Raw genomic sequence first — 20,958 nt, forward strand, 5'->3', positions numbered from 1 at the left:
TGATCCCCAACCACGACGCGAAAGCAGCCCAACTTAGGAATGCTCTGCGTTGCCGTCTGCGACGGCCTGCGGAACATCGCTCCCGCCGTAACGACGGCTGCGCTTAGCGGGCTTAGCTTCATTCTGCTGGTTGATACGACGCTCGCGAGCCATACGCAGGGCGTATTCCCGCTGCGCCTTTTCGTCCAGGTACAGCTGGTCGTTGGACAGAGCCTTGTAGATGGAGAACATCAAGGCGATAATCACCAGCAAGAACGGGCTGGCGGCGATGATCGTCACGTTCTGCAGGTTGGTCAGCGCCTCATCGCCGCCCGTGAGCAGCAACATCAGGGCAATGACCGCGGTCAGGGCACCCCACAGCACAGTGACGCCACGGTTGGCGACCAGCTGGCCGCGCTGCGACATGGACCCCATGACGGTGGAAGCGGAGTCTGCGGAGGTGATGAAGAAGGTAGCCAGCAGGATCATCGCAACGATGCTTGCCACCTGGCCCATCGGCAGGGTTTGCAGCAGGTTGAACAGCTGGCTGGTCGCCTCGCCATCGCCCCAGATGGAGTTGCCGGTCTCCTCCGCATTAACAGCAGCGCCGCCAAAGATGGAGAACCAGATGATGGTCACCATGGTCGGCACCATCAGGACCACGCATACGAACTCGCGGATCGTACGGCCGCGGGAAATGCGGGCGAGGAACATGCCGACGAACGGAGACCAGGAGACCCACCATGCCCAATAGAAAATGGTCCAGCTGCCCAGCCACTCATCTGCACCATCACCGGAGTTAGCTGTGCGGGCGGCCATCTGGAAGAACTGGGACAGGTAGTTACCCAAGGAGGTCGGGATCAGGTTCAGAATCACCACGGTCGGCCCGAGAATCAAGACAAACAGCGCAATGAGACCAGCCAGAACCATGTTCGTGTTGGACAGGTACTGAATACCCTTGCCCACACCGGAAGCGGCGGAAGCCAGGAAGCACAGCCCCAGGATCACGATGGTGCCGACGATCACCCACGTGCCAGGATTAGAAATCAGCCCCGTGGCATCCAGGCCGGACTGGATCTGCACTGCACCAAGCCCCAGGGAAGCCGCAGTACCAAAGACAGTCGCGAAAATGGCGGCAATATCGATGATCTTGCCCAGCGCGCCCTCGGCGCGCTTCTCCCCGATCAACGGAATAAACGCCGCGGACAGAAGCTGCTTGCGCCCCAAACGGAAGGTGCCGTAAGCAATGGCCAGCGCCACGATGGCGTACAGCGACCACGGGTGCAGGCCCCAGTGGAACAGCGTGGAGGCGAAGGAGCTGGCCACATCGTTCTCCTGCGCTCCCGGAACACCGTCGCGGTAGTACGTCAACGGCTCGGTCACACCGTAGAACATCAGGCCAATGCCCATGCCCGCGGCGAACATCATGGCCACCCAGGAGATGCTGTTGAACTCCGGCGGCTCGTTATCCTTGCCCAGGCGAATGTGCCCGAACTTACTGAACGCAATGAACAGAATGAACCCTACAAACACCGTGCCGGCGAGGACGTACAGCCAGCCCCAGTCACCTACGACATAACTCAACGCCGTCGAGGCGAAGGCGGCGAAGCTATCGCCACCGAGCACGCCCCACAGCACGACAGCCAGGATGAGGGCTGCCGCACAGCCCGTGACTACCCAGTCGATGGACTGTTCCTGATCAGCCTCAGTCGGTGCTACTTCTTCTCTTGATACAGTCATTCCTCAATATTGGGGGCAGTTGCGGGGGCTTTTCAACCGCACCAGCGCCCCAGCCGCGACCGGACGGCGCTCTTAACCCCTACCTCAGCTCCTCATAAAGTCCAATTCACCTGGCTTTATCCCGCACGGAAGCCACCTACCGCGCTGCCTGGTTAAAACTTTTAAAAAACTCTAACTTTTCTCACGTCCACGCAGCACAGCCTCATAAAGCTCGCGCTTGCTAACCCCCGTGGCCTTCGCCACGTCCCCGGCCGCCGCCTTCAGGCGCTCCCCCTCCGCCACTTTTTGCTCCACCAGCGAAACCAGCGATTCCACGTCCGGCTCCGCTTGCTCGTCTGCGGCATCCACCACCACGCAGATCTCCCCCTTCACGCCGTTTTCCGCCCACTCGGCCAGCTCGCGTAACCCGCCGACCTTCACCTCTTCAAAGGTCTTCGTCAGCTCGCGGCACACCGCCGCCTGCCGGTGATCCCCCAGCTCTTCGGCTGCCACCTGCAAAGTCTTGGCCAGCCTGTGCGGGGATTCGAAGAAACAGACGGCGTAGGGGGCGTCACTAAAAGAACCAAAGAACGAACGCCGGGCGCCGTCCTTGCGTGGGGCGAAGCCCAGGAACGCGAAGTGGCCCACCCCCAGGCCGGATAGCGCCAGAGCGGTCGGCACCGCGGAGGGTCCCGGCAGGCACGTCACCGGCACTCCCGCGCGACGGGCAGCGACGACCAGCGGGAAACCGGGGTCGGAGACGGAGGGCATTCCGGCGTCTGTCACCACCAGCACGCGCCGGCCCTGCTCGGCCTGCTCGACGAAGAACTCCGCCCGTTCGGCCTCGTTGTGGTCGAAGTTGGAGTAGATCCGACCGGAAATCTCAACGCCTAGCGTGTCCGCGAGCGCCCGGGTGCGGCGGGTGTCTTCCGCGGCTACGATGTCGGCGCTGGCCAGCGCGTCGATCAGCCGCACCGAGGCATCCAGCGGATTGCCCAGCGGCGTGGCCGCCAAGATGATTCCTCCCTGCGGCAGAGGCCTATTCTCGGCGGCGCGGGTAAGCAGCGCAGTAGCTGCGTCGGCGGAAAGAGTCTTGGCATCTACGGGTTCACTCATACCCGCCAGTATGCCCGCCAGTGCGCCCGATTGTCCGGGGCTTCTACTACAGTTGGCTTTCGTGCCGACCACACCGACTCCCCCGCTTGCCGACGCTCCTGCAGTGTCCGCCGACCAGCGCGCCACAACCGACGTGGACAGTCGCGTGTCTACCGCTGCGTCCGGGCGCCACACGTTCACTTTCACCCGGTGGACGGGCATCCTGGTTGTCCTCGGCCTGTTCGGTGCGCTCAGCCGCCTACTGATGCTGCAGCGCCCCACGGATGCGGGCACCCCGGTGTTCGACGAGAAGCACTATGTGCCGCAGGCCTGGCAGATTCTGCAGAGCTGGTCTAACCCGCTGATCGGCGGCATCGAAGACAATCCCGGCTACGGCCTGGTCGTCCACCCGCCCCTGGGCAAGCAGTTCGAGGCGCTGGGCATGGCGGTGTTCGGCTATACGCCATGGGGTTGGCGAATCATGTCCGCCCTGCTGGCTGTGATGACGATCCTGCTGATTGCCACGATTGCGCGCCGAGTGTCGAAGTCCGACCTCATCGGTTTATTCGCCGGCATTATTGCCCTGTGCGACGGCATCCTCTTCGTCACGGGGCGCTCGGCCATGCTGGACCACTTCCAGGTGTTCCTGGTGTGCCTGGCGACTTACTTCGCGGTGCGGGATGCCGAGCAGATGGAGGCCCGCTTCCAGCACGTCTGGGCCGCTGACCGGATCCACGATTTCGCCCTCGGCCCGCGCATGGGCTATCGCTGGTGGCGCTTCGCCGCGGGCGTGGCGCTGGGCTTGTCGCTTTCGGTGAAGTGGAATGGTCTGTACTACATGGCCTTCTTCGGGGTGACGATTGTTGCGGTTGATTACTTTCGACGCCGCCGTTTCGGCGTGCGCCGTCCCCTTCTCGGGACCGCTTTCTTCGACGCTCTGCCCTCCTTCTTTTCCATCGTGATCGTCCCCGCGATTCTGTACGTGGTCAGCTGGCGGGCCTGGTTCGCCTCCGAAACGGGCGTGTTCCGCCACGCCGTGGAGTCCGAGCAGTACACCAACACCACCGGGGATTGGTTCTGGTCTTTCCTGCCCGATGCCCTGCAGAACTTCATCTACTATCACGTGTCCGTCATGCGCTTTCACACGGAGCTGACGAACTCTAACGGCCACCACCACAACTGGGAGTCCAAGCCGTGGTCCTGGCTGGTTTCCAGCCGTTCGCTGATGTACTACAACCCGTCCAGCGACGAGGGCATCCACAAGGTGATCCTGCTGGTCGGCACGCCCGCTATCTGGTGGTTCTGCGTCCCCGTCATGCTGTGGGGGCTATGGTGCCTGATCGTGCATAAAGACCGCCGCTGGGTGGTGCCCGTCATCGGCTTCGCCGCCGGCTTCCTGCCTTGGCTAGTCAACCTCGATCGCCAGATGTACCTGTTCTACGCAGCCAACTTGGCTCCGTTCCTGGCGATTGCGCTGGCGATGGCCCTGGGGCAGCTGCTGCGCTGGCAGCGCCCGGACGTTGCCGCCCAGCCGCACTCCTCCCCTAAGACCTTCGTGAAGGCTCGCCCCGGTCAGCTGCTGGTAGTGATCTACCTGATGCTGGTGGTCTGGAACTTTCTTTACTTCCTGCCGATTTACACGGCCACTCCGCTTTCCGATTTCGCCTTCGACATGCGGATGTGGCTGCCTTCCTGGCGCTAATCCCAGCCCCGCGGTCGCGGCTCGCCGAGCTCGAAGGTGGAGTTGCGTCGGGCGTCGCTCGGGCTGAAGTTCACCGGCTGGGCCATCAGCGCGCGCAGCGACTGCTGCAGCGGCATGAACACGTTCTGCCTGCCAGCCCACACCACGACCAGGGCCACGACCGCCGCCAAGTGCACCAGCAGCAGCCAGAGTGTGGTCAGGCTGCCACCTTCCCCGACCATGCTCAGCACGATCTCCCGCGTTGCGAACCCTAGACCGAAAGCCCATAGCCCCAGGTAGATCGGCAACACTGCGGCAGCCGCTTTCGGGCGCCAAGCTGCCCACAGGAGGCCACCGGCCAGTGCAAAGCGCATCGTCGCCGCGTCGGAGACTAGTCGAAGCTGAGACGAGTCGGCGTCATCCCCAATAGGCGAGCCGAACAACAGCGACAGGCCCCACACAACATAAACCAGCGCCACGGCAACAAGGGCGAAGCGACCAAAGTAGAGAGGCAGCTGACGGCGGCGCAGGCCTCCGCTGATCTGAGGGTTGTGATCGGCCTGCTCGAGCACCTGTGCGAGGAGCGCCGCTTTCTGCTCGTCGCCCGGCTCCGTCGTGGGGCCATCATCCGTTGGGGTGGCGGAGACATTCATCCGGCGGCCCAACGCGGTGACGGTGGCATACCAACGTTGGCAGTCTTCACAGGCGGCAAGGTGCGCGTCGACGAGGTCGTCGGACAGCTCGGCGGTCTCGCCGTCGAGCCGGGCGGACATTGAGGTCCTGACCGCTTGACAGTCCATGCGCTTAATCCCGCCTCTTGCGTGCTTGACTCAACTTCAGCCGAAGCGCGAGAGAGCCTTGTCCAGGCTCGCGCGCCCCGCGCCGAAAACAACAATCATCATAAGCGAGACGACCAGGAGCAGCACAAACTCCATGCCCCCATCGGCGACGAAGAAACCGTTGGACCAGTGCACGAAGTACAGCACCAGTGCGCTGTAGATGGCGAAGAGTCCTGCGACTGCCGTGGTAAGCAGACCAACGATGAGCATCGCGCCGCCGAGCATCTCGAAACTGGCCGCCGCCCAGGCACTGACCTTTGGTTGCGGAATGTGCAGGCGGTCGAAGGTGGCGACGGTGCCGGTTACTCCGCCCATGCCGTCGATGAAGACTTTCTTCCAGCCGTGGGCAATGAAGATCACGCCGGTGACAAGGCGCAGGAGCAGCAGGGCCGCGTCACGCGCTGCGGGGTGGTTCAGCATGCGGGAGGTTTACTCCTAGACCGCGCGGATGCCGGAGCGCGGGTCGAGGTATTCCTCGTCTGCGGCGGAAGCGGATGGTGCGCCCGCGTCGGAGCCCCCGCCCGGTACGTCGAAGAAGTCGCTGCCGTCGGCGTACTCCAGGTTGCTGAAGGCCGGGTCGCCTTCGTCGGTTTCCAGGATCACGGCGCCCGGGCGGATCAGGCGATCCGGCACGCCCAGCTCGTCGTCCTCCGTGTTGCGCACACCCAGGCGGGCGCGGCGCATACGCACCAGGCGGCGGTGGCGCAGCTCGCGCTCCTCGATGGCCTGGCGGCGGAGCATCACCAGGTAGAAGGCGGTGAAGGCAACCATGGCCACGAAGGTCAGCCACACGCCACTGCCCAGGGCCAGGCTGGCGCCAAAGGTCAGGACGCACAGTGCCAGCAGCACCAGCAGCACCTTCTTGCGGCGGTTCTGTCGCTCACGGGCCAGGCGCGCGGAGGCTACCGGGTCGTACACGCCGCGACCACGGCGGGACGCCAGGTACTGCAGGTCGGCCTCGCTCAGCTCATCGGAGTCCTCGAGGATGTCCAGGTTCTTGCCCGTCGGTGCTTCATCGACGTGGTCTACCAAATCTGGTGACGCCTTCACGTCCCCACCGCGCACGTACTCAGTCGGGACCGCGGCGTATGCGGCCTGGCGGGCGCTCTGCTCTTCGGACTGCTCGGCGTGCTCCGTGGAATCGCTGGAGTCGCTGAACTCAGAAGGCTCAGAAGACTCAGCAGACTCAGCGCTCATCTCCGCCTTCTTCACCGGGGAGAACTCGCCGGTGTCCATTTCATCCTGGGCGGTGTAACGCACTGCGCTGCCCGCAGATGCCGCTGCCACGACCTTTTCGGAGACCTTCTCGGCGCCCCTGCCGGAGCCCTTATCTGCTGCGTCAGAACCATCGCCGTTCGCGTCCGTCTGCTCGGTCGCCTCCGCGGTCTTCGCCTTGGCATCTACTGCTTCGGCATCTGCTGCTTCGGCGTCCACTACCTCAGCATCGACCATCTCAGCGTCTACCACTTCGCCGTCAACGACTTCAGCGTCCACGCTATCCTCGCTGCGCTCACTGCCCTTCGTGTTCATCAGCGCCCGCAGCCCACGCGGCTTGCCCGACTTCGCGCCGGCTGCGGAATCTTCGTCTTCCAGCAGGACATACTCCGGCTCTGCGTCGACCAGCTCCAGTTCGTCGTCATCAGAGGACATGTACAGGCCCTCGGCCGGCTTGAGCTTGCGCTTCGCCTTCAGGGTGCTGCCACCTCGGTGCAGCACGCGGGTCTCGCTCAGTGCCTGGGCAGTCCGTCGCACGGGTTTCTGGTTGCGCAGCAGAAGCGGCGCCAGCAGCACCAACCAAACGGCGGCAATGAGCAAAAGGGAGCCGGACACGTGTATCAGTTCTCCTCGAAGTTTGTGAAGCTTATGCGGGCAGCGTGAATGGTCAAGTGCTTGCCACGCTACCCGCGTAACCCCTATATCCGCGCTCGCCACGCCGAGGCTAGTTTCGGTTCACAGCCAGCCCCAAGATTCCGCGGTTCACCAGCCTGCGCACCACCCCGTCCGGCGCCGTTTCCTCCTGAGTCTGCGCCACCAGCAGGTGGTCCCGCCATTCGCCGTTGATGTGCAGGTTTCGCTGTAGCTGCCCTTCGATGCGGAAGCCGGTTTTCTCTAGCACTTTTCTGGACGCCACGTTCTCCGGCATGACCGTAGCCTCTATCCTGTGCAGCCCCACTACCTGCATCCCCAAGTCCACGCCCAGCGCTACCGCCGCGGTGGCCACGCCGTGGCCCTGGAACCGCGAGTGCACCCAGTAGCCAATCCACGCGCTGGATACGGTTCCGTATTGGATGTTGCCGATCGTCAGCTGTCCCGCGAACTCCCCATCAATGTCGATGACCATCGGCACCAGCAGGCGGTCGGCGGACAGGACCTGCAGGTTGTGGAAAGTCTGCCGCCAGGCCTGCGGGCTGTGCGCGGCTTCCCAGTCCCCTTGCACGGTCGGCTCAAAAGGTTGCAGTAGTTTCTGATCTTCGATCCGCGCGGCGCTCCACTGCGCCCCGTCGGTGGCGCGCACGGGACGCAGAGTTACCGGCAGGGCGGCCGTGGGGGCGTCATTACGATCTCCATACATGTGCCCACGACTCAAAACGGTTCGCGAGCGCTGTTCGGGCACCGCGGTGGGGGCGAAGGCGGCGCGCAGTCGATGAAGCACGGGTGGGCTAATCCTTGTTGCTGAGGAACAGCACGTCCACTTCCTGCCCCGGTGCCACGTCCGTCACATCGGAAGGCACCACAATCAGGCAGTTAGCCTGCCCGTGGCTGCCCAGCAGGTGGGTCGGCTCGCCGCCGTTCACCGCTCCGAGGGGATCCACCAGGAACTCGCGGGTCTCCCGGTCGCGCATCAACTGGCCGCGGATAAAGCCACGGCGACCGGGAGCCGAGGCGATGCCGGCGATCGTGCGGGCGGGAACCACGCGGCGGGTGGCCTGACGGCGGCCACGGATCAGCTGCACCAGCGGGCGCACCATGACCTCAAAGGAAACGAGGGCGGCGGAGGGATTGGCCGGCAGCAGGAAGGTCGGCACCTTGTCCTGCCCCAGCGTGCCGAAGCCCATGACTGAACCCGGGTGCATGGCGATGCGCTGAATGTCCATCTCCCCCATCTCGGAGAGGATTTCCCGCAGCTCGTCGCTGGCCGCACCTCCCACTGCGCCGGAGATCACCACAACCTCGGAGCGCAGCAGCTGGCTTTCCAGCACCTCGCGCATCTTGCGCGGCTCGCCACTGAGGATGCCCACGCGGTGCACGTCCGCGCCGGCTTCGCGGGCGGCGGCGGCCAGGGCATAGGAGTTCACGTCGTAAACCTGGCCCACAGCCGGGTCGCGGTCGATGTCCAGCAGTTCACGGCCGAAGGAGAGCACCGACAGGCGCGGGCGCGGGTAAACCAGCACCTTGGATCGCCCCACAGCGGCCAGCAAGCCCACCTGGGCGGCACCGATGACGGCGCCTTCCTCCACGACAACGTCGCCGGGCTGCACGTCGGAGCCCTTCCGGTGCACGAACTCGCCGGAGGCGATGGCCTCCAACGGGCGGATCTTGCGGCCTTCCTTTTCCACCCAGTCCAGTGGGAGCACCGAATCCGCCAGGGTCGGCAGTGGCGCGCCCATCTCCACCCGCACCGCCTGGCGCGGCTGCAAACGGATCGGACGCAGGGAGCCGGCGGTTACGTCGCCGACGATCGGCAGGGTTTCCTTCACACCGCTGGTGTTCTCTGCGGCCGCGGCATCCTCCGGGTCTCGGTCGGCGTCGCCGCCCCGGGCGGCTGCCAGAGCTTGGCGAATATCCACGCTGCGCACGGCATAGCCGTCGATGGCGGCCTGGTCGAATCCGGGCAGCGGCTCGGCGCCCTCGACCCTTTCGGCGCAGCGCAGCCCCAGAGTCTCGGTGATGGCGATGCGCACTGGCTCAGGGGTCACCGCCGCAGAGGTGATGATTGCCAGTTGTTCTTCGACCGATCGCATGTTTGTTGCCCCTAGTTTTCCTGGTTCAGGCGCTCCCGCAGCCAGGTCTTCAGGCTGGGGCCATATGTCTCATTCTGAAGCGCGAAATCGACACAAGCTCGAATGTACCCACCCGGGTTGCCTAGGTCATGGCGTAGGCCGTGGTGAACGATGATGTGCACAGGGTGGCCTTCGGTAATCATCAGCTCGATGGCGTCGGTGATCTGGATTTCCCCACCCTTGCCCGGCTTCGTGCGGCGCAGAGCATCAAATACCTGTCGATCCAGCAGGTAGCGCCCGGTGGCTACGAAGTTGGACGGAGCATCTTCGACGGCCGGCTTTTCCACCATGCCCTTCACGATCTTCACGTCGGCGTGGTCCGCCTCGTCGATCTCGAAGACTCCGTAGTTGCTCGTCTCCTCGCGCGGCACCTCGAAGGCACACAGCACGGATCCGCCGTACTGCTTGCGCACGGCAAGCATCTTCTCCATCACGCCCATCGGCAGAACCAGGTCGTCCGGCAGCATGACGGCGAAGCAATCCTCGTCGTCATCCAGCACCTCTTCCGCCAACCCGATGGCGTGCCCCAGGCCGAGCGGCTTCTCCTGTTCGACAGCCACCACGTCGATCAGCCCGTCGGTAGCGCGCACCTTGTTCAGCTGGTCGGTCTTGCCGCGCTGCTCTAGCGTACGCTCCAGCTCTTCGTCGGTATCAAAGTGGCCGAGCACCCCGCCCTTCTTCGGAGCCGTCACAATCGCCAAGCGGTCTGCACCTGCATCGGCGGCTTCCTTTGCAATCAGTTCGATCCCGGGAGTGTCCACGACGGGCAGCAGTTCCTTGGGAACGGTTTTGGTGGCGGGCAAAAAGCGGGTTCCAAGCCCAGCAGCCGGGACCACGACGGTACGCAGTGCGGCTTGCTCGGACGTGGAGATCGTAGGGCTAGAAGTCATGCCGGAATAGTAGCGCTTTAAACTCCGGGTTTCGTGCTCTACACACCGCTTAAGGAGAGTTTTCTTTTGCAGTAGGCTTTGAGGCGATGACCACCCCCTCTGAGTTGAAGAAGCGCGCCCGCGCCCGAGTGCGCGCTGCCCGCGCCGACCGCGTCGACGAGCGCCCCTTTCGCGACCGAAGCATTCAGACTCACCTCTTGGACGCTCTCGCGGACCTCCCCTGCACACCTTCCACCATCTGCGGATATGTCCCCCTCCCGGGCGAGCCGGGCGGCGCGGATCTTCCCGATGTCCTGGCGCGCACTGGAGCGCGAGTGTTGCTTCCTCGCGTTGTTCGTGGTGACGCCCCCAGTCTCGAATGGATCGAATATCAGCCGGACAACCCAAACCTCGTCGAAGGCACGTGGGGAATACTCGAGCCGGTGGGCGAGCCCGTAAGCGACTCGGAGAGTAATGCAATTCACACTTTCCCGACATGCGTCGATGTAATAGTTACACCTGCTCTATCGATTGATTATCATGGGACACGGCTCGGACAGGGCGGTGGCTTCTATGATCGAACTCTTGCCAATCGCCCATCGCATGTGAAGGTATGGGCAGTGGTAGACCACGAAGAATTCACCCGCGACGTTCCCTGCCAAGACCACGATCTGGTCGTAGACGCTGTGATCCACGACCTCGGATACTTCCCCATCTTTTAATTGCTTTAAAAAGTCTGCGCTAGGTCGCGGACAAGAAAGGTCTTTTGCGCAATGCTTGAAGGTTTTAAGAAGTTCATCATGCGCGGCAACGTCATGGAACTTGCCGTAGCCGTCATCATCGGCGGTGCCTTCACCGCCATCGTCACCGCTTTCACCAACGGCATCGTCGAGCCGCTCCTGGCTGCAGTCGGCGGCTCCCCCGAGTTCGGAATGGGCTTCCACCTCCGCGAGGGCAACGATGCAACGTTCGTCAACATCGGCGCTGTCCTGACCGCCGCCGTCAACTTCCTGATCATCGCTGCCGTCATCTACTTCGTGATGATCATGCCGATGAACAAGCTGGCTGAGATGAACGCTCGCCGCAAGGGCATCGAGCCGGAGGAGGCTGCTGCTACTGAGACCGAGCTGCTGGCCGAGATCCGCGACCTGCTGGTGGAGCAGCGTGGCGGCGAGGCAGAGCCGACCGGCAAGCACGCAGAAAACTAACGTGCCCCAGCCCCGCTAGCCCCAGTGCGGCGGGCGCTGTTCCTCTAGGAATCGGCGCTCCTGCTCTGCGGAAGGGCGATCGTCACCCCACTCATCCCGTGAAGGGCTTGAGTGGGGTTTTGCTTTGCCGGAGGCGATGGCGTCAATAAAAGAAGAACCCGAGCCCCCAACCTGGCCGGCCTTGCCCACCTTGCCGTAGAACCTGCGACGGCGGCGACCCGGCTGGCTCTTGCCCGAGCGGCCAGTGCTCATGCTAGGCCCGGTTATTCATGTCGCCGACAACGTGGCGAACCAGCGGGCCAAGAGTGGCCATGCCATCGCGGATCGCGCCGCGGGATCCGGCGATGTTGACCACCACGGTCGAACCGGAAATACCGGCGACTCCGCGAGACAGGCCCGCGTCCAGGGAGTTAGCCGCCAAACCGGAGGCGCGCAGGGCTTCAGCGATGCCCGGAACCTTGCGGTCCAGCTCGGCGCGGGTGGCCTCCGGAGTCTTATCGCGCGGGCCGGTGCCAGTGCCACCGATTGTGACGACGAGGTCGGCACCGCCGACCACAGCGGTCTGGATTACCTTGCGGATTGCGGACTTGCGGGACTCGACGTTCAGCACGGCATCGACGAGGAAGCCTTCCTCTGCCAGCAGCTCTGCAACCAGCTCGCCGTTCTTGGCCTTTTCCTCCGGGAAGTCGGTGACCAGCACGACCATGGCGCGCAGGGGCGGCTCGTTGCTGAGCTGTTCGCGGGTGCGCTCCTGGGCATCCAGGGTGTGGAACAGTGCGTCGTCCGGCTCCGGGATCTCCTCTGCCAGACGGTCCACCTGTGCGTGATCGACGGAACTCATGGCCATGACCTCGTTGATGTCCGCGTTAATGTCCGCAGACCCTTCTTTAGCCTTCCGAGCTGGCACGGCGATCCTCCTGAATCGATAAACGGATGTAACTAATAAAGTATCCCGTTCGCCCTCGGCTGTACAGGCGAACGGGAATGGGGGTTTACTCGGCGGCGGTGAGCGTCAGCTCGACCTCCCGTTCCTCGCCATCAGGGCCGTCCTTGACCTTCAGCTTGACCTTGTCGCCCACGGCGTGCGAACGGATAGCTGCGATCAGCCCCACGCCCGAATCCACGCGCCGATCATCCACGTGAGTAACCAGATCGCCCTTCTTCAAGCCCGCCTTATCCGCAGGGCTGTCCTTGTTCACATCCGCGATGACGGCACCGTTCTCGCTAGAGCGGGTGTCGACCTTCGCACCGATGATCGGGTGCTCGGCCTTGCCGTTATCGATCAGCTGCTTGGAGATGCGCTCTGCCTGGTTGATCGGGATGGCAAAGCCCAGGCCGATGGAACCGGCCACTTCCCCGCCACCGGTCGAAGCAATGACGGAGGGAATGCCGACGAGTTTGCCCTCCATGTCCACCAGGGCACCACCGGAGTTACCGGGGTTGATGGAGGCATCGGTCTGGATCGCGTCGATGAGGGAAGCCTCGCCGCCGTCCTCACCCGAGGCCTGGACGGGGCGATTCTTCGCCGAAACGATGCCGGTGGTTACCGTGGCTGACAGTCCCAGTGGGGAACCAATCGCCATCACATCCTCGCCGACATTCACCATGTCCGAGTCGCCGAACTCGATGGGCTGCAGGTCCGTGACGTTCTTTGCCTTGATAACCGCAATATCCGTGGGCGGATCGGTGGCCACCACCTCTGCCTCGAAGGTGCGGCCGTCGTTGAGGGTAACCTCCATCTTCGCGCGCCCGTCCTGGGCACCCGCGACTACGTGGTTGTTCGTAAGGATCAAGCCGTCGGAGGAAATGACCGAGCCGGAACCTTCTTCTCCGCCCCGGGACGTCATAACTCGGATGGAAACCACAGAGGGCAGAACCTTGTTGGCAATGTCGGTGGTGCTGCCCGGCTTCACCGGGTTGGAGGCCTTCTTATCCTGTGAAGACTTGCTACCGCTGTTGGAGTTATCGAAGGAAGATGTGGCGTTGTTGCTGGCCTGGTTGCCGTTGATCGAATCCATGCCCACGTATGTGACGGCGGAAGCAACTACAGCACCTGCCAGCAGCAGTGCTGCAACGGCCGGGGTGGACCAGCGCTTTTTTTCCTGCGGCTGGTTGCTCAGCTGGGGCTGGTACGGATCTGCGAAAGGTTCCTGCCCCGGCCCCGCCGGTGTAGTAGGCCCCTGCGGTGGCTGCGGCGGAGCCTGCACTGATGTCGGCTGCGGCGACTGCTGCGGGCTCTGCTGCTGTGGGAAGGGCTGCGAGCTCGGTTGCACCGGCTGTGCCGGTTGTGCAGGCTGCGTAGGCTGCACCGCCGGCCCTACCTGCGTGGCAGGCTCCTGCATCGGCCTCTGCTGTGCCTCCCAGCGCATGTGATCCCGGTGAACTCCACCCTGCGGCCCGCCGCCCCCTCGCACCGGCTTCTGGCCACGGTTAGAAAAGTCCGGTTCGCCGGGCATCCGCTGCCCGTCCCCCGAGTTGTTCTCGCCCATATTGTGTTCCCTTTCGTCCATAGCGACCAGTATGTCCGTTATGTATGTAGTTCAGCACTAGGAATGCTGTAGTTTTTCTGCCAGTTTAAGGAAAACTCTTAGAGAAAAGTTCCCGAACCCCCGTCTGGATCCAGTTAACTCGGCTCCCCCGGCAGCACTGCACGCATCAGGGCACCACCGTCGTCCGACTCGTCGGCCACGATCACCCCGTGGTGCCTCTCGATGACCTGCTTGACGATCGCCAGCCCGAGGCCGGAGCCAGGCATAGAACGCGCCTGGATCGAACGGTAGAAGCGGTCGAAGACATTCTCCCGGTCCTCCTTTGGAATTCCGGGGCCAGAGTCCGCCACTCGGATCTCCACTTCCTGGTGTGCTGGAGCGTCGGCATCGGAGCCTGCGGCGTCACCTTCCTCCACAACAATCGGCTGCATCCACACGCGCACCACGCCACCCTCCGGTGACCACTTCGCCGCGTTATCCAGCAGATTCAGCAGCGCGCGCGACAGGGCGAAGGCATCTCCCCGCAGGTGCCAGTCAATCAGGTGCGTATCGAAGGTCACGTCCGGCCGGCGCCGCTGCACACGTTCAATACCCAGCGTGATGAGTTCGGAGATCTCGACGGTGCTCAGAACCACCGGGTTCGAGTCCTCGCGAGCAAGGTCCACCAGGTCGCCGATCAGCCCGCTCATCTCGTCGATCTGTGCGATCACGTCGCGCTCTAGGTCCTTGCGGTCTTCCTCGCTGATGCCGGGACCTTCGCCGTCTTTTCTTTGTGACGCCAACATCAGCAGCTCCACGTTTGTGCGCAGTGAAGTCAATGGTGTCTTTAGCTCGTGCGAAGCATCCGCGACGAGGTTCTTCTGCTTCGTCTGCGCCTCCTGGAGGGCGTTCATCATGTTATTGAAAGAGTCCGTGAGGGATCCGAGCTCGTCATGCGAATAGACGGGGATCTGGCGCAGTTCGCCGGTGCGAGAAACCTCGTCGGCCGCTCGGCGCAGGCGGGTGATCGGTTGAATGCCGGAGTTCGCGACCGCGATGCCCGCGATGATGGAGGCGATGAAGCCGGTTACCGCAATCAGAATCAGAACCAACCAGAGGGATTCCAGCGTCTGGTTCGTAAATGCGATGTCCAGACGCAGCACGATCACGCGACCATCAAGGGCGCCGATGGCGAAGCTGCGCTTGTCGGCTTCCGATTCAAAAGTGTATGGGTCGTCGCCAACGAGGACGGAGATCTCGTTGGGGCTGAGGATGCCCTCGAACTTGTGCACGTCTGCCTGCCGTCCCGCCTGGTCAGCGGGCACGACGAGGACACTCATGTTGTTATCGGAGTCGAAGAAGCGAGGGCGGTAGTCGTCGCCCTCCCCTGTCTCGCTGACCGGAAACTCAAAGCCCGAGTCGATGTAGGCCTGGGCCTGCGTCTGCAGCGTCTTATCCATCTCCTGCGACAGCACCTGCTTCACGGTGGCGTAAGAGGAGATGGTGATGACGGCGATACACAGCATCACCACCATGGCGGTGAGGGCAGCCAGTCGCGTGCGCAGAGATAGTCCGCGCACGGAAAAACGGAGGGACTGGATCAGCCGGTCCCTCCTGCTATCCCCTCGAGTGTCCGCGCCCCCGTTCTCTGCAGAGGCGTACTCGGGCTCTACCGCGAGGTAATCCTCCGGGAGCCTACGCAGGATCACGGTGCGGTCTCACGCAGCGCGTAACCCACCCCACGAACAGTGTGAATCAAACGAGTCTCGTTATTGGCCTCCGTCTTACGGCGCAGGTAGCCGATGTAAACTTCCAGTGCATTTCCGGAGGTCGGGAAGTCGTAACCCCAGACCTCTTCCAGGATGGTGTTGCGGGAAAGCACCTTGCGCGGGTTGTTCATCAGCAGCTCCAGCAGGGCGAACTCCGTGCGGGTCAGGCTGATCTGTCGATCTCCGCGGAAAACATCGCGGGTCTCCGGGTTCAGGGTCAGATCCTCGAAGCGCAGTGGCTCGTGCGCCTCCCCTTCCTGGATCGCGGGACGTGCCGCGCGACGGAACAGCGAACGAGTGCGGGCAAGCAACTCTTCCAGGGCGAAGGGCTTGGGCAGGTAGTCATCTGCACCGGCGTCCAGGCCGGCCACCCGCTCCTCGACGGAATCGCGGGCGGTCAGCAGCAGGATCGGCAGGTCGTCGCCGTGGCTGCGCAGCTCGCGGCATACGTCCAGACCGTCCTTCTTGGGCATCATCACATCGAGGATGGCCAGGTCCGGTCGTTCGTCAGCGATGAGCTTAAGGGCCTCCTCGCCATCCGTTGCCAGGACGACGGTGTAGCCGTTGAAGATCAGGGAACGGCGCAGGGATTCGCGCACGGCCTGATCATCATCTACAACAAGAATCTTCATGTGCTCCATTGTGCCTATGAAATTGTCACAACGCCCGTGCAGACCCACATTTTTAAGGAAAGCTCAGTATTTCTTAGGCCTGTTTCGCCAATGCAAAACCCCGCCACACGTGCATGTGTGACGGGGGAACGCTACTGGGCTCGTATTAATCCAGGTCGATGAGACCCAGCTGAGCTGCCTTCACCAGACGGCGAGGAATCTGAACATCCTGGCCCTGAACCTTAACGTGCTGCAGAGCAACGTTGTCGGCCTTCCACTGGGAACGGCGGGAGTGCGTGTTTGCACGGGACATACGGCGCTTCGGAACTGCCATTGTCTACTACCTCCTAATTAAAGGTATTGAAAGTGTGAAATAGGTTTCTTGTGATCTTCGTGGTGTGAAGAGGTCTTACTTCTTCTTGCGGCGGGTCATGTTGCCGTAGCGACGCTGGAACTTCTCCACGCGGCCGGCGGTATCCATGACGCGCTGAGCGCCGGTCCAGAAGGGGTGGGACTCGCTGGTCACGTCAACGACGATGAGCGGGTACTCGTTGCCGTCTTCCCATTCAACGGTGCGGTCGGAGGTAGCGGTGGAGCGAGTGATGAACTGGTGGCCAGTGCTCGCATCCTTGAAGACTACGGGGTGGTAGTCGGGGTGGATATCCTTCTTCATGGTTTCCTCTTATTCCCTTAGGTACGTGTACATCAGGTCGGTCCCGTGCGTTACCTGCACGGGTCGTGCCTGAGTCGGGTCATAAAAAGCAGCGCGCCTTCTTTTACCTGACGCCCTTTAGGCCACTCCGCTAAGCGGGTGGATTTTGGGCGCGACAAAGTCGGTCGCACAACGAGGGTTTATCATAGCGAAGGATAAGGCCATAAAGAAAATCGCGTTTTCCTAGCTGGAATGGGGCGAACTGGGGCGTAGGGGCGTCAGAAACAGCGATTAGGTTATGGCGCGACGGTGCTGTAAAGTTAGCTCCCGCTGTTGTCTATGTAAACGTCATCGCCGGACAGATTTTAGGCTAGATACGCTAGATGCAGCGCCCCACCACCTAAGACTCTTGGCCCGTCTAACCATGGGTTTTGGAAGTGCGCGGCGCAGGCACCTGAGATCTCCGGCGGAAGGAGAAAACCCATGTCGGCATATTGCCAGGTCACGGGACGCAAGCCGAGCTTCGGCAAGTCTGTGTCCCACTCGCACCGCCGCACGAACCGTCGCTGGAACCCGAACATCCAGCGCCGTACGTTCTACTTGCCCTCTGAGGGCCGTTCCATCACGCTGAACGTGTCCACCAAGGGCCTGAAGACCATTGACCGTGACGGCATCGAGTCTGTCGTTGCCAAGATCCGCGCCCGTGGGGAGAAGATCTAACTATGGCACGTAACGATATCCGCCCAATCATCAAGCTGAAGTCTACGGCTGGCACCGGTTACACCTACGTCACCCGTAAGAACAAGCGCAACAACCCGGATCGCATCACCCTGAAGAAGTTCGATCCGATTGCCCGCAAGCACGTCGAATTCCGCGAGGAGCGATAGTTTATGGCTAAGAAGTCCATGATCGCGAAGAACGAGCAGCGCAAGGAAATCGTCGCCCGCTACGCGGAGCGTCGCGCTGAGCTCAAGAAGATCATCAAGAACCCGAACAGCACCGACGAGGAGCGCCTGGATGCACAGTGGGAGCTGAACCGTCAGCCCCGCGACGCTTCCCCAGTTCGCGTCCGTAACCGCGATGCAGCTGATGGCCGCCCGCGCGGCTACCTGCGTAAGTTCGGCCTGTCCCGTGTACGTGTCCGCAACATGGCTCACCGCGGTGAGCTGCCGGGCGTACGCAAGTCCAGCTGGTAAGGGGGAGCTTTCACAATGAAGCGCACCAACATGAAGAAGGCGCGGATGGAACAGTCCCGCCGCCCGAAGAAGAACCCGCTCAAGGCCGAGGGCATTGAGACGGTTGACTACAAGAACTACGACCTGCTGCGTAAGTTCATCTCCGAGCGTGGCAAGATTCGCTCTCGCCGCGTAACGGGCCTGACCCCGCAGCAGCAGCGTCAGGTTGCCACCGCCGTGAAGAACGCGCGCGAGATGGCCCTGCTGCCCTTCCACAGCCGCTAAGCCGCTGTGCCCTTTCGGGCTGGCAGCATAAGGCCGCAGCCCGGAGACGTTTAACAGACACGATCAAGACCCACCGCCCCGTGCGAAAGCGCGAGCTAGGCGGCGGGTCTTTTTCGTGCCTTTTTACTACCCGTTCGGCGGGTTGTCTGCTTTCTTCGCTAAGCTTGCACAGTAAAACTCTTAAGCGCTCCCCTTTGCCTGCCGGGTTGAGAAGGGGCGCTGGCCCACATCGGGCGCAAGCCAAACAACAGTTAGGAAGCCTGCAGTTGAGCAATAACAACAACCATCCCAACGGCGACTTTGGTTCCAATGATCTGCCGGATTACAACAGCTACACCGGCGGAAACTCCGACGGCTCCAACCCCTACGAGCAGGCCGGTTACGGCGCCGAGCAGGCCGGTTACGGCGCCGAGCAGTCCGATTACAGTGCTGAGCAGGGTGGCTACGGCGACGGCAACTACGGCGCCGGCGCACCCAATGCCTACGGCGCCCCTGCATTCCCGAATGCTGCGGCCAATAACGGTGCCATGTTCGGCAACGACCGCCCGGGCGCTTGGAAGCGCCTGCTGGCTCTCATCATCGACAGCCTCTTGGTTCAGGTGGTTATCGGCAGCATTGTGATGTTCGCTATCGCTGGTCAGGACCTGATGGACTGGTTCCAGGCCACCGTCAACGCCGAGTCCCCCGATGCCGTGGACGTGCCCTACCCGACCACCAAGGTGATGATCTCCAGCGTCATCATGCTGGTCGTTTGGTTGACCTACCGTGTTCTCATGGAGTCCAAGAAGGGAGCCACCCTCGGCAAGATGGCTATCGGCGCCCGTGTGGTCACCGCCGACGGCCAGAACATCGATCCGGTAGAGTCGCTGAAGCGCAACAGCTGGTACATCATCGGCGTTGTCCTGGGCATGATCCCGAACGTCGGTGCTTTTCTGCAGCTTGTCGTCTACATTGCCGTGGGCGTGACCATCGGCCAGAACTCGGAGAAGCAGTCCTTCACCGATAAGTTCGCCAACGCCTACGTGGTGGACAAGTCCGCGTACTACGGGGTTAACTAAGGTCGCGACTACTGCGCTTAAGGCGCAAACACTTAACACACTTACATAGCCTCATGTTGAACGTCCTCTCCGGCTTCGCCGTCGTCATCTTCGTCATAGCGATCGGCTTCGGAGTAGGGCGTCTTCGACTTTTAGGCCCCAATGCGGTCTACACCCTGAACATGTTCGTATTCTGGATCGCGCTGCCCTGCACGCTGATCACGTTCATGTCGAAGACGGACATTGCCCAGCTATTCGGCCCGAACCTTCTGGTCGTGGCTCTGTCCACGCTCACCACGGGCTTCTTGGCTTTCCTTGGCTATCGCTGGATTACGCGACGGTCCACCGAGGATTCCATCATCGCGATGCTGGCCTGCACCTACTGCAACGGCTCCAACCTGGGCATCCCACTAGCCGCCCATTTGATGGACGACCCCACGCTCACCCTCCCGGTGATCCTCTTCCAGGTCGGCTTCTACGGCCCGCTGAGCGTTCTGGCCCTGGACATGCGCACCGGCAAGCAGACCACGAACTTCGTGTGCTCTACGCTGCTGACGATCCTGAAGAACCCTCTGATCATCGGCGCCACCATCGGCATCGTCATCTCTCTTCTGCAGCACAACACGGGCTTTACCCTGCCGACGATCGTCGCGGATCCGCTGGGGATCATCGCGGACGCCACCGTCGGCTGCGCTCTGATCGCCTTCGGCATGTCCATGGCGGAGGTACGTGTGCTCCAGCCCGGCCTGTCGCCCCGTCGCTCCGTGTGGGCGGCGTCGTTGGTCAAGACTGTCGTGCATCCCGCCATCGCCGCGTTCTACGGTGTCTTTCTTTTCGACGCCACGTCCCAGCTGCTTTTGGCCATGGTTCTCCTGGCGGCCCTCCCGACCGGGCAGAACGTCTTCACCTACGCCCAACGTTTTGGCGTGAATAAAGTTTTAGCGCGAGACACCGCGGTGGTTTCCACGGGTCTCGCGCTACCGGTGATGGCGCTAATTATGGTGCTTCTACATGTCTGATAGTTCACTCAAGCTTAGGCCCAGGATTCCGACGAAAAAGACGAAGTACAGGAGGATAAAGGCAGCGGATACCACCACAGATGCAATGGCTAGGTTCTTTGCCTTGTCCGATGCATCCTGTGCACCTGGATAATCGCCGCGGTACCAGCGGCTTTCTACCTGTGAGGAGTAGTAGATGCCTACTGCACCGAGGGGCAGGCAGCACAGGAGGGTGGCTAGAATAGTCGCCCACATCCAGTTATCCGGCGGGGTGCTGCCCACGCCCGGCTGGTAATTCTGCCCCAGCTGCGCGCCGTAGCCGGCGGACTGATTCGGGTAACTGTTGTTCTGATAGCTGCCGTAACTCGGCGGCTGGTTCTGGCTCGGGTTCTGGTTGTACCCGCTGTTGTAGGGGTACCCCTGGTTTCCCTGCTGGCCGAAAGGGTCCTCGTTGGAAGGGTTCTGGTCGTAAGGGTTGGTCACTGACTTCCTCGGCTAACTTCTTGGAGTTGGTTGGTAACTGAAATACGTCATTAAAATACCAAAGCAGCGCAGAATGTTCCCGAGCCGAA

25 protein-coding genes are annotated in these 20,958 nt (G+C 62.3%); 9 read left to right on the forward strand and 16 right to left on the reverse strand.

What is annotated here, in order from left to right; genetic code table 11:
• Window positions 1-33 precede the first annotated feature (33 nt).
• Both HMPREF3166_RS04930 and rsmI read right to left on the reverse strand, forming a co-directional pair.
• The gene (locus HMPREF3166_RS04930) at window positions 34-1,719 is read right to left on the reverse strand and encodes a BCCT family transporter (protein ID WP_049049194.1); all 1,686 of its coding nucleotides are present in this window, start codon (window positions 1,717-1,719) and stop codon (window positions 34-36) included.
• Between the two features lie 171 nt (window positions 1,720-1,890).
• Window positions 1,891-2,814 (reverse strand): 16S rRNA (cytidine(1402)-2'-O)-methyltransferase, encoded by a 924-nt coding sequence (rsmI, locus tag HMPREF3166_RS04935; protein ID WP_080971911.1) that lies wholly within the window; start codon window positions 2,812-2,814, stop codon window positions 1,891-1,893.
• 10 nt (window positions 2,815-2,824) lie between these two features.
• Between rsmI and HMPREF3166_RS04940 the strand changes: the two genes are divergently transcribed.
• Window positions 2,825-4,495 (forward strand): dolichyl-phosphate-mannose--protein mannosyltransferase, encoded by a 1,671-nt coding sequence (locus tag HMPREF3166_RS04940; RefSeq protein ID WP_241476793.1) that lies wholly within the window; start codon window positions 2,825-2,827, stop codon window positions 4,493-4,495.
• Here the strand turns inward: HMPREF3166_RS04940 and HMPREF3166_RS04945 are convergent.
• The 6 genes from HMPREF3166_RS04945 to HMPREF3166_RS04970 all read right to left on the reverse strand — a co-directional run bounded on the left by HMPREF3166_RS04945 (window position 4,492) and on the right by HMPREF3166_RS04970 (window position 10,204).
• A complete protein-coding gene (locus tag HMPREF3166_RS04945; RefSeq protein ID WP_035004479.1) occupies window positions 4,492-5,274 on the reverse strand; it encodes a zf-HC2 domain-containing protein in 783 nt (260 codons plus the stop codon). The genes HMPREF3166_RS04940 and HMPREF3166_RS04945 overlap by 4 nt on opposite strands.
• Before the next feature lie 36 nt (window positions 5,275-5,310).
• Window positions 5,311-5,733, reverse strand: coding sequence for a DoxX family protein (locus HMPREF3166_RS04950; protein WP_080722694.1), 423 nt, complete (start codon window positions 5,731-5,733; stop codon window positions 5,311-5,313).
• Between the two features lie 15 nt (window positions 5,734-5,748).
• On the reverse strand, window positions 5,749-7,143 hold the full coding sequence (gene glpR / locus HMPREF3166_RS04955; RefSeq protein WP_070487946.1) for a divisome protein SepX/GlpR: 1,395 nt from the start codon (window positions 7,141-7,143) through the stop codon (window positions 5,749-5,751).
• A gap of 109 nt (window positions 7,144-7,252) precedes the next feature.
• Entirely contained in the window at window positions 7,253-7,966 is a 714-nt protein-coding gene (locus HMPREF3166_RS04960; protein ID WP_210383918.1) for a GNAT family N-acetyltransferase, read from the reverse strand.
• A gap of 7 nt (window positions 7,967-7,973) precedes the next feature.
• Window positions 7,974-9,275 carry a molybdotransferase-like divisome protein Glp gene (glp, locus tag HMPREF3166_RS04965; RefSeq protein ID WP_035004484.1) on the reverse strand — a complete coding sequence of 434 codons (1,302 nt, stop codon included), beginning with the start codon at window positions 9,273-9,275 and terminating at the stop codon, window positions 7,974-7,976.
• 11 nt (window positions 9,276-9,286) lie between these two features.
• Window positions 9,287-10,204: a UTP--glucose-1-phosphate uridylyltransferase gene (locus HMPREF3166_RS04970; RefSeq protein WP_192816650.1), complete on the reverse strand. Its 918-nt coding sequence runs from the start codon at window positions 10,202-10,204 to the stop codon at window positions 9,287-9,289.
• An 86-nt stretch (window positions 10,205-10,290) separates the two neighbouring features.
• Between HMPREF3166_RS04970 and HMPREF3166_RS09945 the strand changes: the two genes are divergently transcribed.
• Both HMPREF3166_RS09945 and mscL read left to right on the forward strand, forming a co-directional pair.
• A complete protein-coding gene (locus HMPREF3166_RS09945) occupies window positions 10,291-10,905 on the forward strand; it encodes a 5-formyltetrahydrofolate cyclo-ligase (RefSeq protein ID WP_080722695.1) in 615 nt (204 codons plus the stop codon).
• 51 nt (window positions 10,906-10,956) lie between these two features.
• Window positions 10,957-11,391, forward strand: coding sequence for a large conductance mechanosensitive channel protein MscL (mscL, locus tag HMPREF3166_RS04975; protein ID WP_049049201.1), 435 nt, complete (start codon window positions 10,957-10,959; stop codon window positions 11,389-11,391).
• A gap of 15 nt (window positions 11,392-11,406) precedes the next feature.
• Here mscL and HMPREF3166_RS04980 read toward each other — a convergent pair whose 3' ends face one another.
• From HMPREF3166_RS04980 to HMPREF3166_RS05010, 7 genes are all read right to left on the reverse strand, one after another.
• On the reverse strand, window positions 11,407-11,643 hold the full coding sequence (locus HMPREF3166_RS04980; protein WP_035004488.1) for a hypothetical protein: 237 nt from the start codon (window positions 11,641-11,643) through the stop codon (window positions 11,407-11,409).
• A 1-nt stretch (window position 11,644) separates the two neighbouring features.
• Window positions 11,645-12,298, reverse strand: coding sequence for a MogA/MoaB family molybdenum cofactor biosynthesis protein (locus HMPREF3166_RS04985; protein WP_083293821.1), 654 nt, complete (start codon window positions 12,296-12,298; stop codon window positions 11,645-11,647).
• Window positions 12,299-12,383: 85 nt separating this feature from the next.
• Entirely contained in the window at window positions 12,384-13,901 is a 1,518-nt protein-coding gene (locus HMPREF3166_RS04990) for a S1C family serine protease (protein WP_070487950.1), read from the reverse strand.
• Between the two features lie 113 nt (window positions 13,902-14,014).
• Window positions 14,015-15,568: a sensor histidine kinase gene (locus HMPREF3166_RS04995; protein WP_070487951.1), complete on the reverse strand. Its 1,554-nt coding sequence runs from the start codon at window positions 15,566-15,568 to the stop codon at window positions 14,015-14,017.
• Window positions 15,565-16,260, reverse strand: a complete 696-nt coding sequence (locus HMPREF3166_RS05000) for a response regulator transcription factor (protein WP_034988140.1) — start codon at window positions 16,258-16,260, stop codon at window positions 15,565-15,567. The genes HMPREF3166_RS04995 and HMPREF3166_RS05000 overlap by 4 nt, the downstream gene beginning before the upstream one ends.
• A 145-nt stretch (window positions 16,261-16,405) precedes the next feature.
• Window positions 16,406-16,573, reverse strand: coding sequence for a 50S ribosomal protein L32 (gene rpmF, locus HMPREF3166_RS05005; RefSeq protein WP_011273951.1), 168 nt, complete (start codon window positions 16,571-16,573; stop codon window positions 16,406-16,408).
• Window positions 16,574-16,648: 75 nt separating this feature from the next.
• Window positions 16,649-16,912: a type B 50S ribosomal protein L31 gene (locus tag HMPREF3166_RS05010; RefSeq protein ID WP_005293662.1), complete on the reverse strand. Its 264-nt coding sequence runs from the start codon at window positions 16,910-16,912 to the stop codon at window positions 16,649-16,651.
• Window positions 16,913-17,374: 462 nt separating this feature from the next.
• On the opposite strand from HMPREF3166_RS05010, the gene rpmB reads away from it, so the two are divergent.
• From rpmB to HMPREF3166_RS05040, 6 genes are all read left to right on the forward strand, one after another.
• A complete protein-coding gene (rpmB, locus tag HMPREF3166_RS05015) occupies window positions 17,375-17,611 on the forward strand; it encodes a 50S ribosomal protein L28 (protein WP_005293665.1) in 237 nt (78 codons plus the stop codon).
• Window positions 17,612-17,613: 2 nt separating this feature from the next.
• The gene (gene rpmG / locus HMPREF3166_RS05020) at window positions 17,614-17,778 is read left to right on the forward strand and encodes a 50S ribosomal protein L33 (RefSeq protein WP_005279910.1); all 165 of its coding nucleotides are present in this window, start codon (window positions 17,614-17,616) and stop codon (window positions 17,776-17,778) included.
• A 3-nt stretch (window positions 17,779-17,781) separates the two neighbouring features.
• Entirely contained in the window at window positions 17,782-18,087 is a 306-nt protein-coding gene (gene rpsN / locus HMPREF3166_RS05025; RefSeq protein WP_005293669.1) for a 30S ribosomal protein S14, read from the forward strand.
• A 15-nt stretch (window positions 18,088-18,102) separates the two neighbouring features.
• On the forward strand, window positions 18,103-18,351 hold the full coding sequence (rpsR, locus tag HMPREF3166_RS05030; RefSeq protein ID WP_005293672.1) for a 30S ribosomal protein S18: 249 nt from the start codon (window positions 18,103-18,105) through the stop codon (window positions 18,349-18,351).
• Between the two features lie 266 nt (window positions 18,352-18,617).
• Window positions 18,618-19,409 (forward strand): RDD family protein, encoded by a 792-nt coding sequence (locus HMPREF3166_RS05035; protein WP_246816930.1) that lies wholly within the window; start codon window positions 18,618-18,620, stop codon window positions 19,407-19,409.
• A gap of 53 nt (window positions 19,410-19,462) precedes the next feature.
• Window positions 19,463-20,407, forward strand: a complete 945-nt coding sequence (locus HMPREF3166_RS05040) for an AEC family transporter (protein WP_035004496.1) — start codon at window positions 19,463-19,465, stop codon at window positions 20,405-20,407.
• On the opposite strand, the gene HMPREF3166_RS05045 is transcribed toward HMPREF3166_RS05040, so the two are convergent.
• Complete coding sequence (locus tag HMPREF3166_RS05045) at window positions 20,396-20,869, reverse strand: CD225/dispanin family protein (protein WP_035004498.1); 474 nt, start codon at window positions 20,867-20,869, stop codon at window positions 20,396-20,398. The genes HMPREF3166_RS05040 and HMPREF3166_RS05045 overlap by 12 nt on opposite strands.
• Between the last annotated feature and the right edge of the window lie 89 nt (window positions 20,870-20,958).

It is taken from the genome of Corynebacterium sp. HMSC08A12 (assembly GCF_001807485.1).
In the GTDB taxonomy this organism is placed as follows: domain Bacteria; phylum Actinomycetota; class Actinomycetes; order Mycobacteriales; family Mycobacteriaceae; genus Corynebacterium; species Corynebacterium evansiae.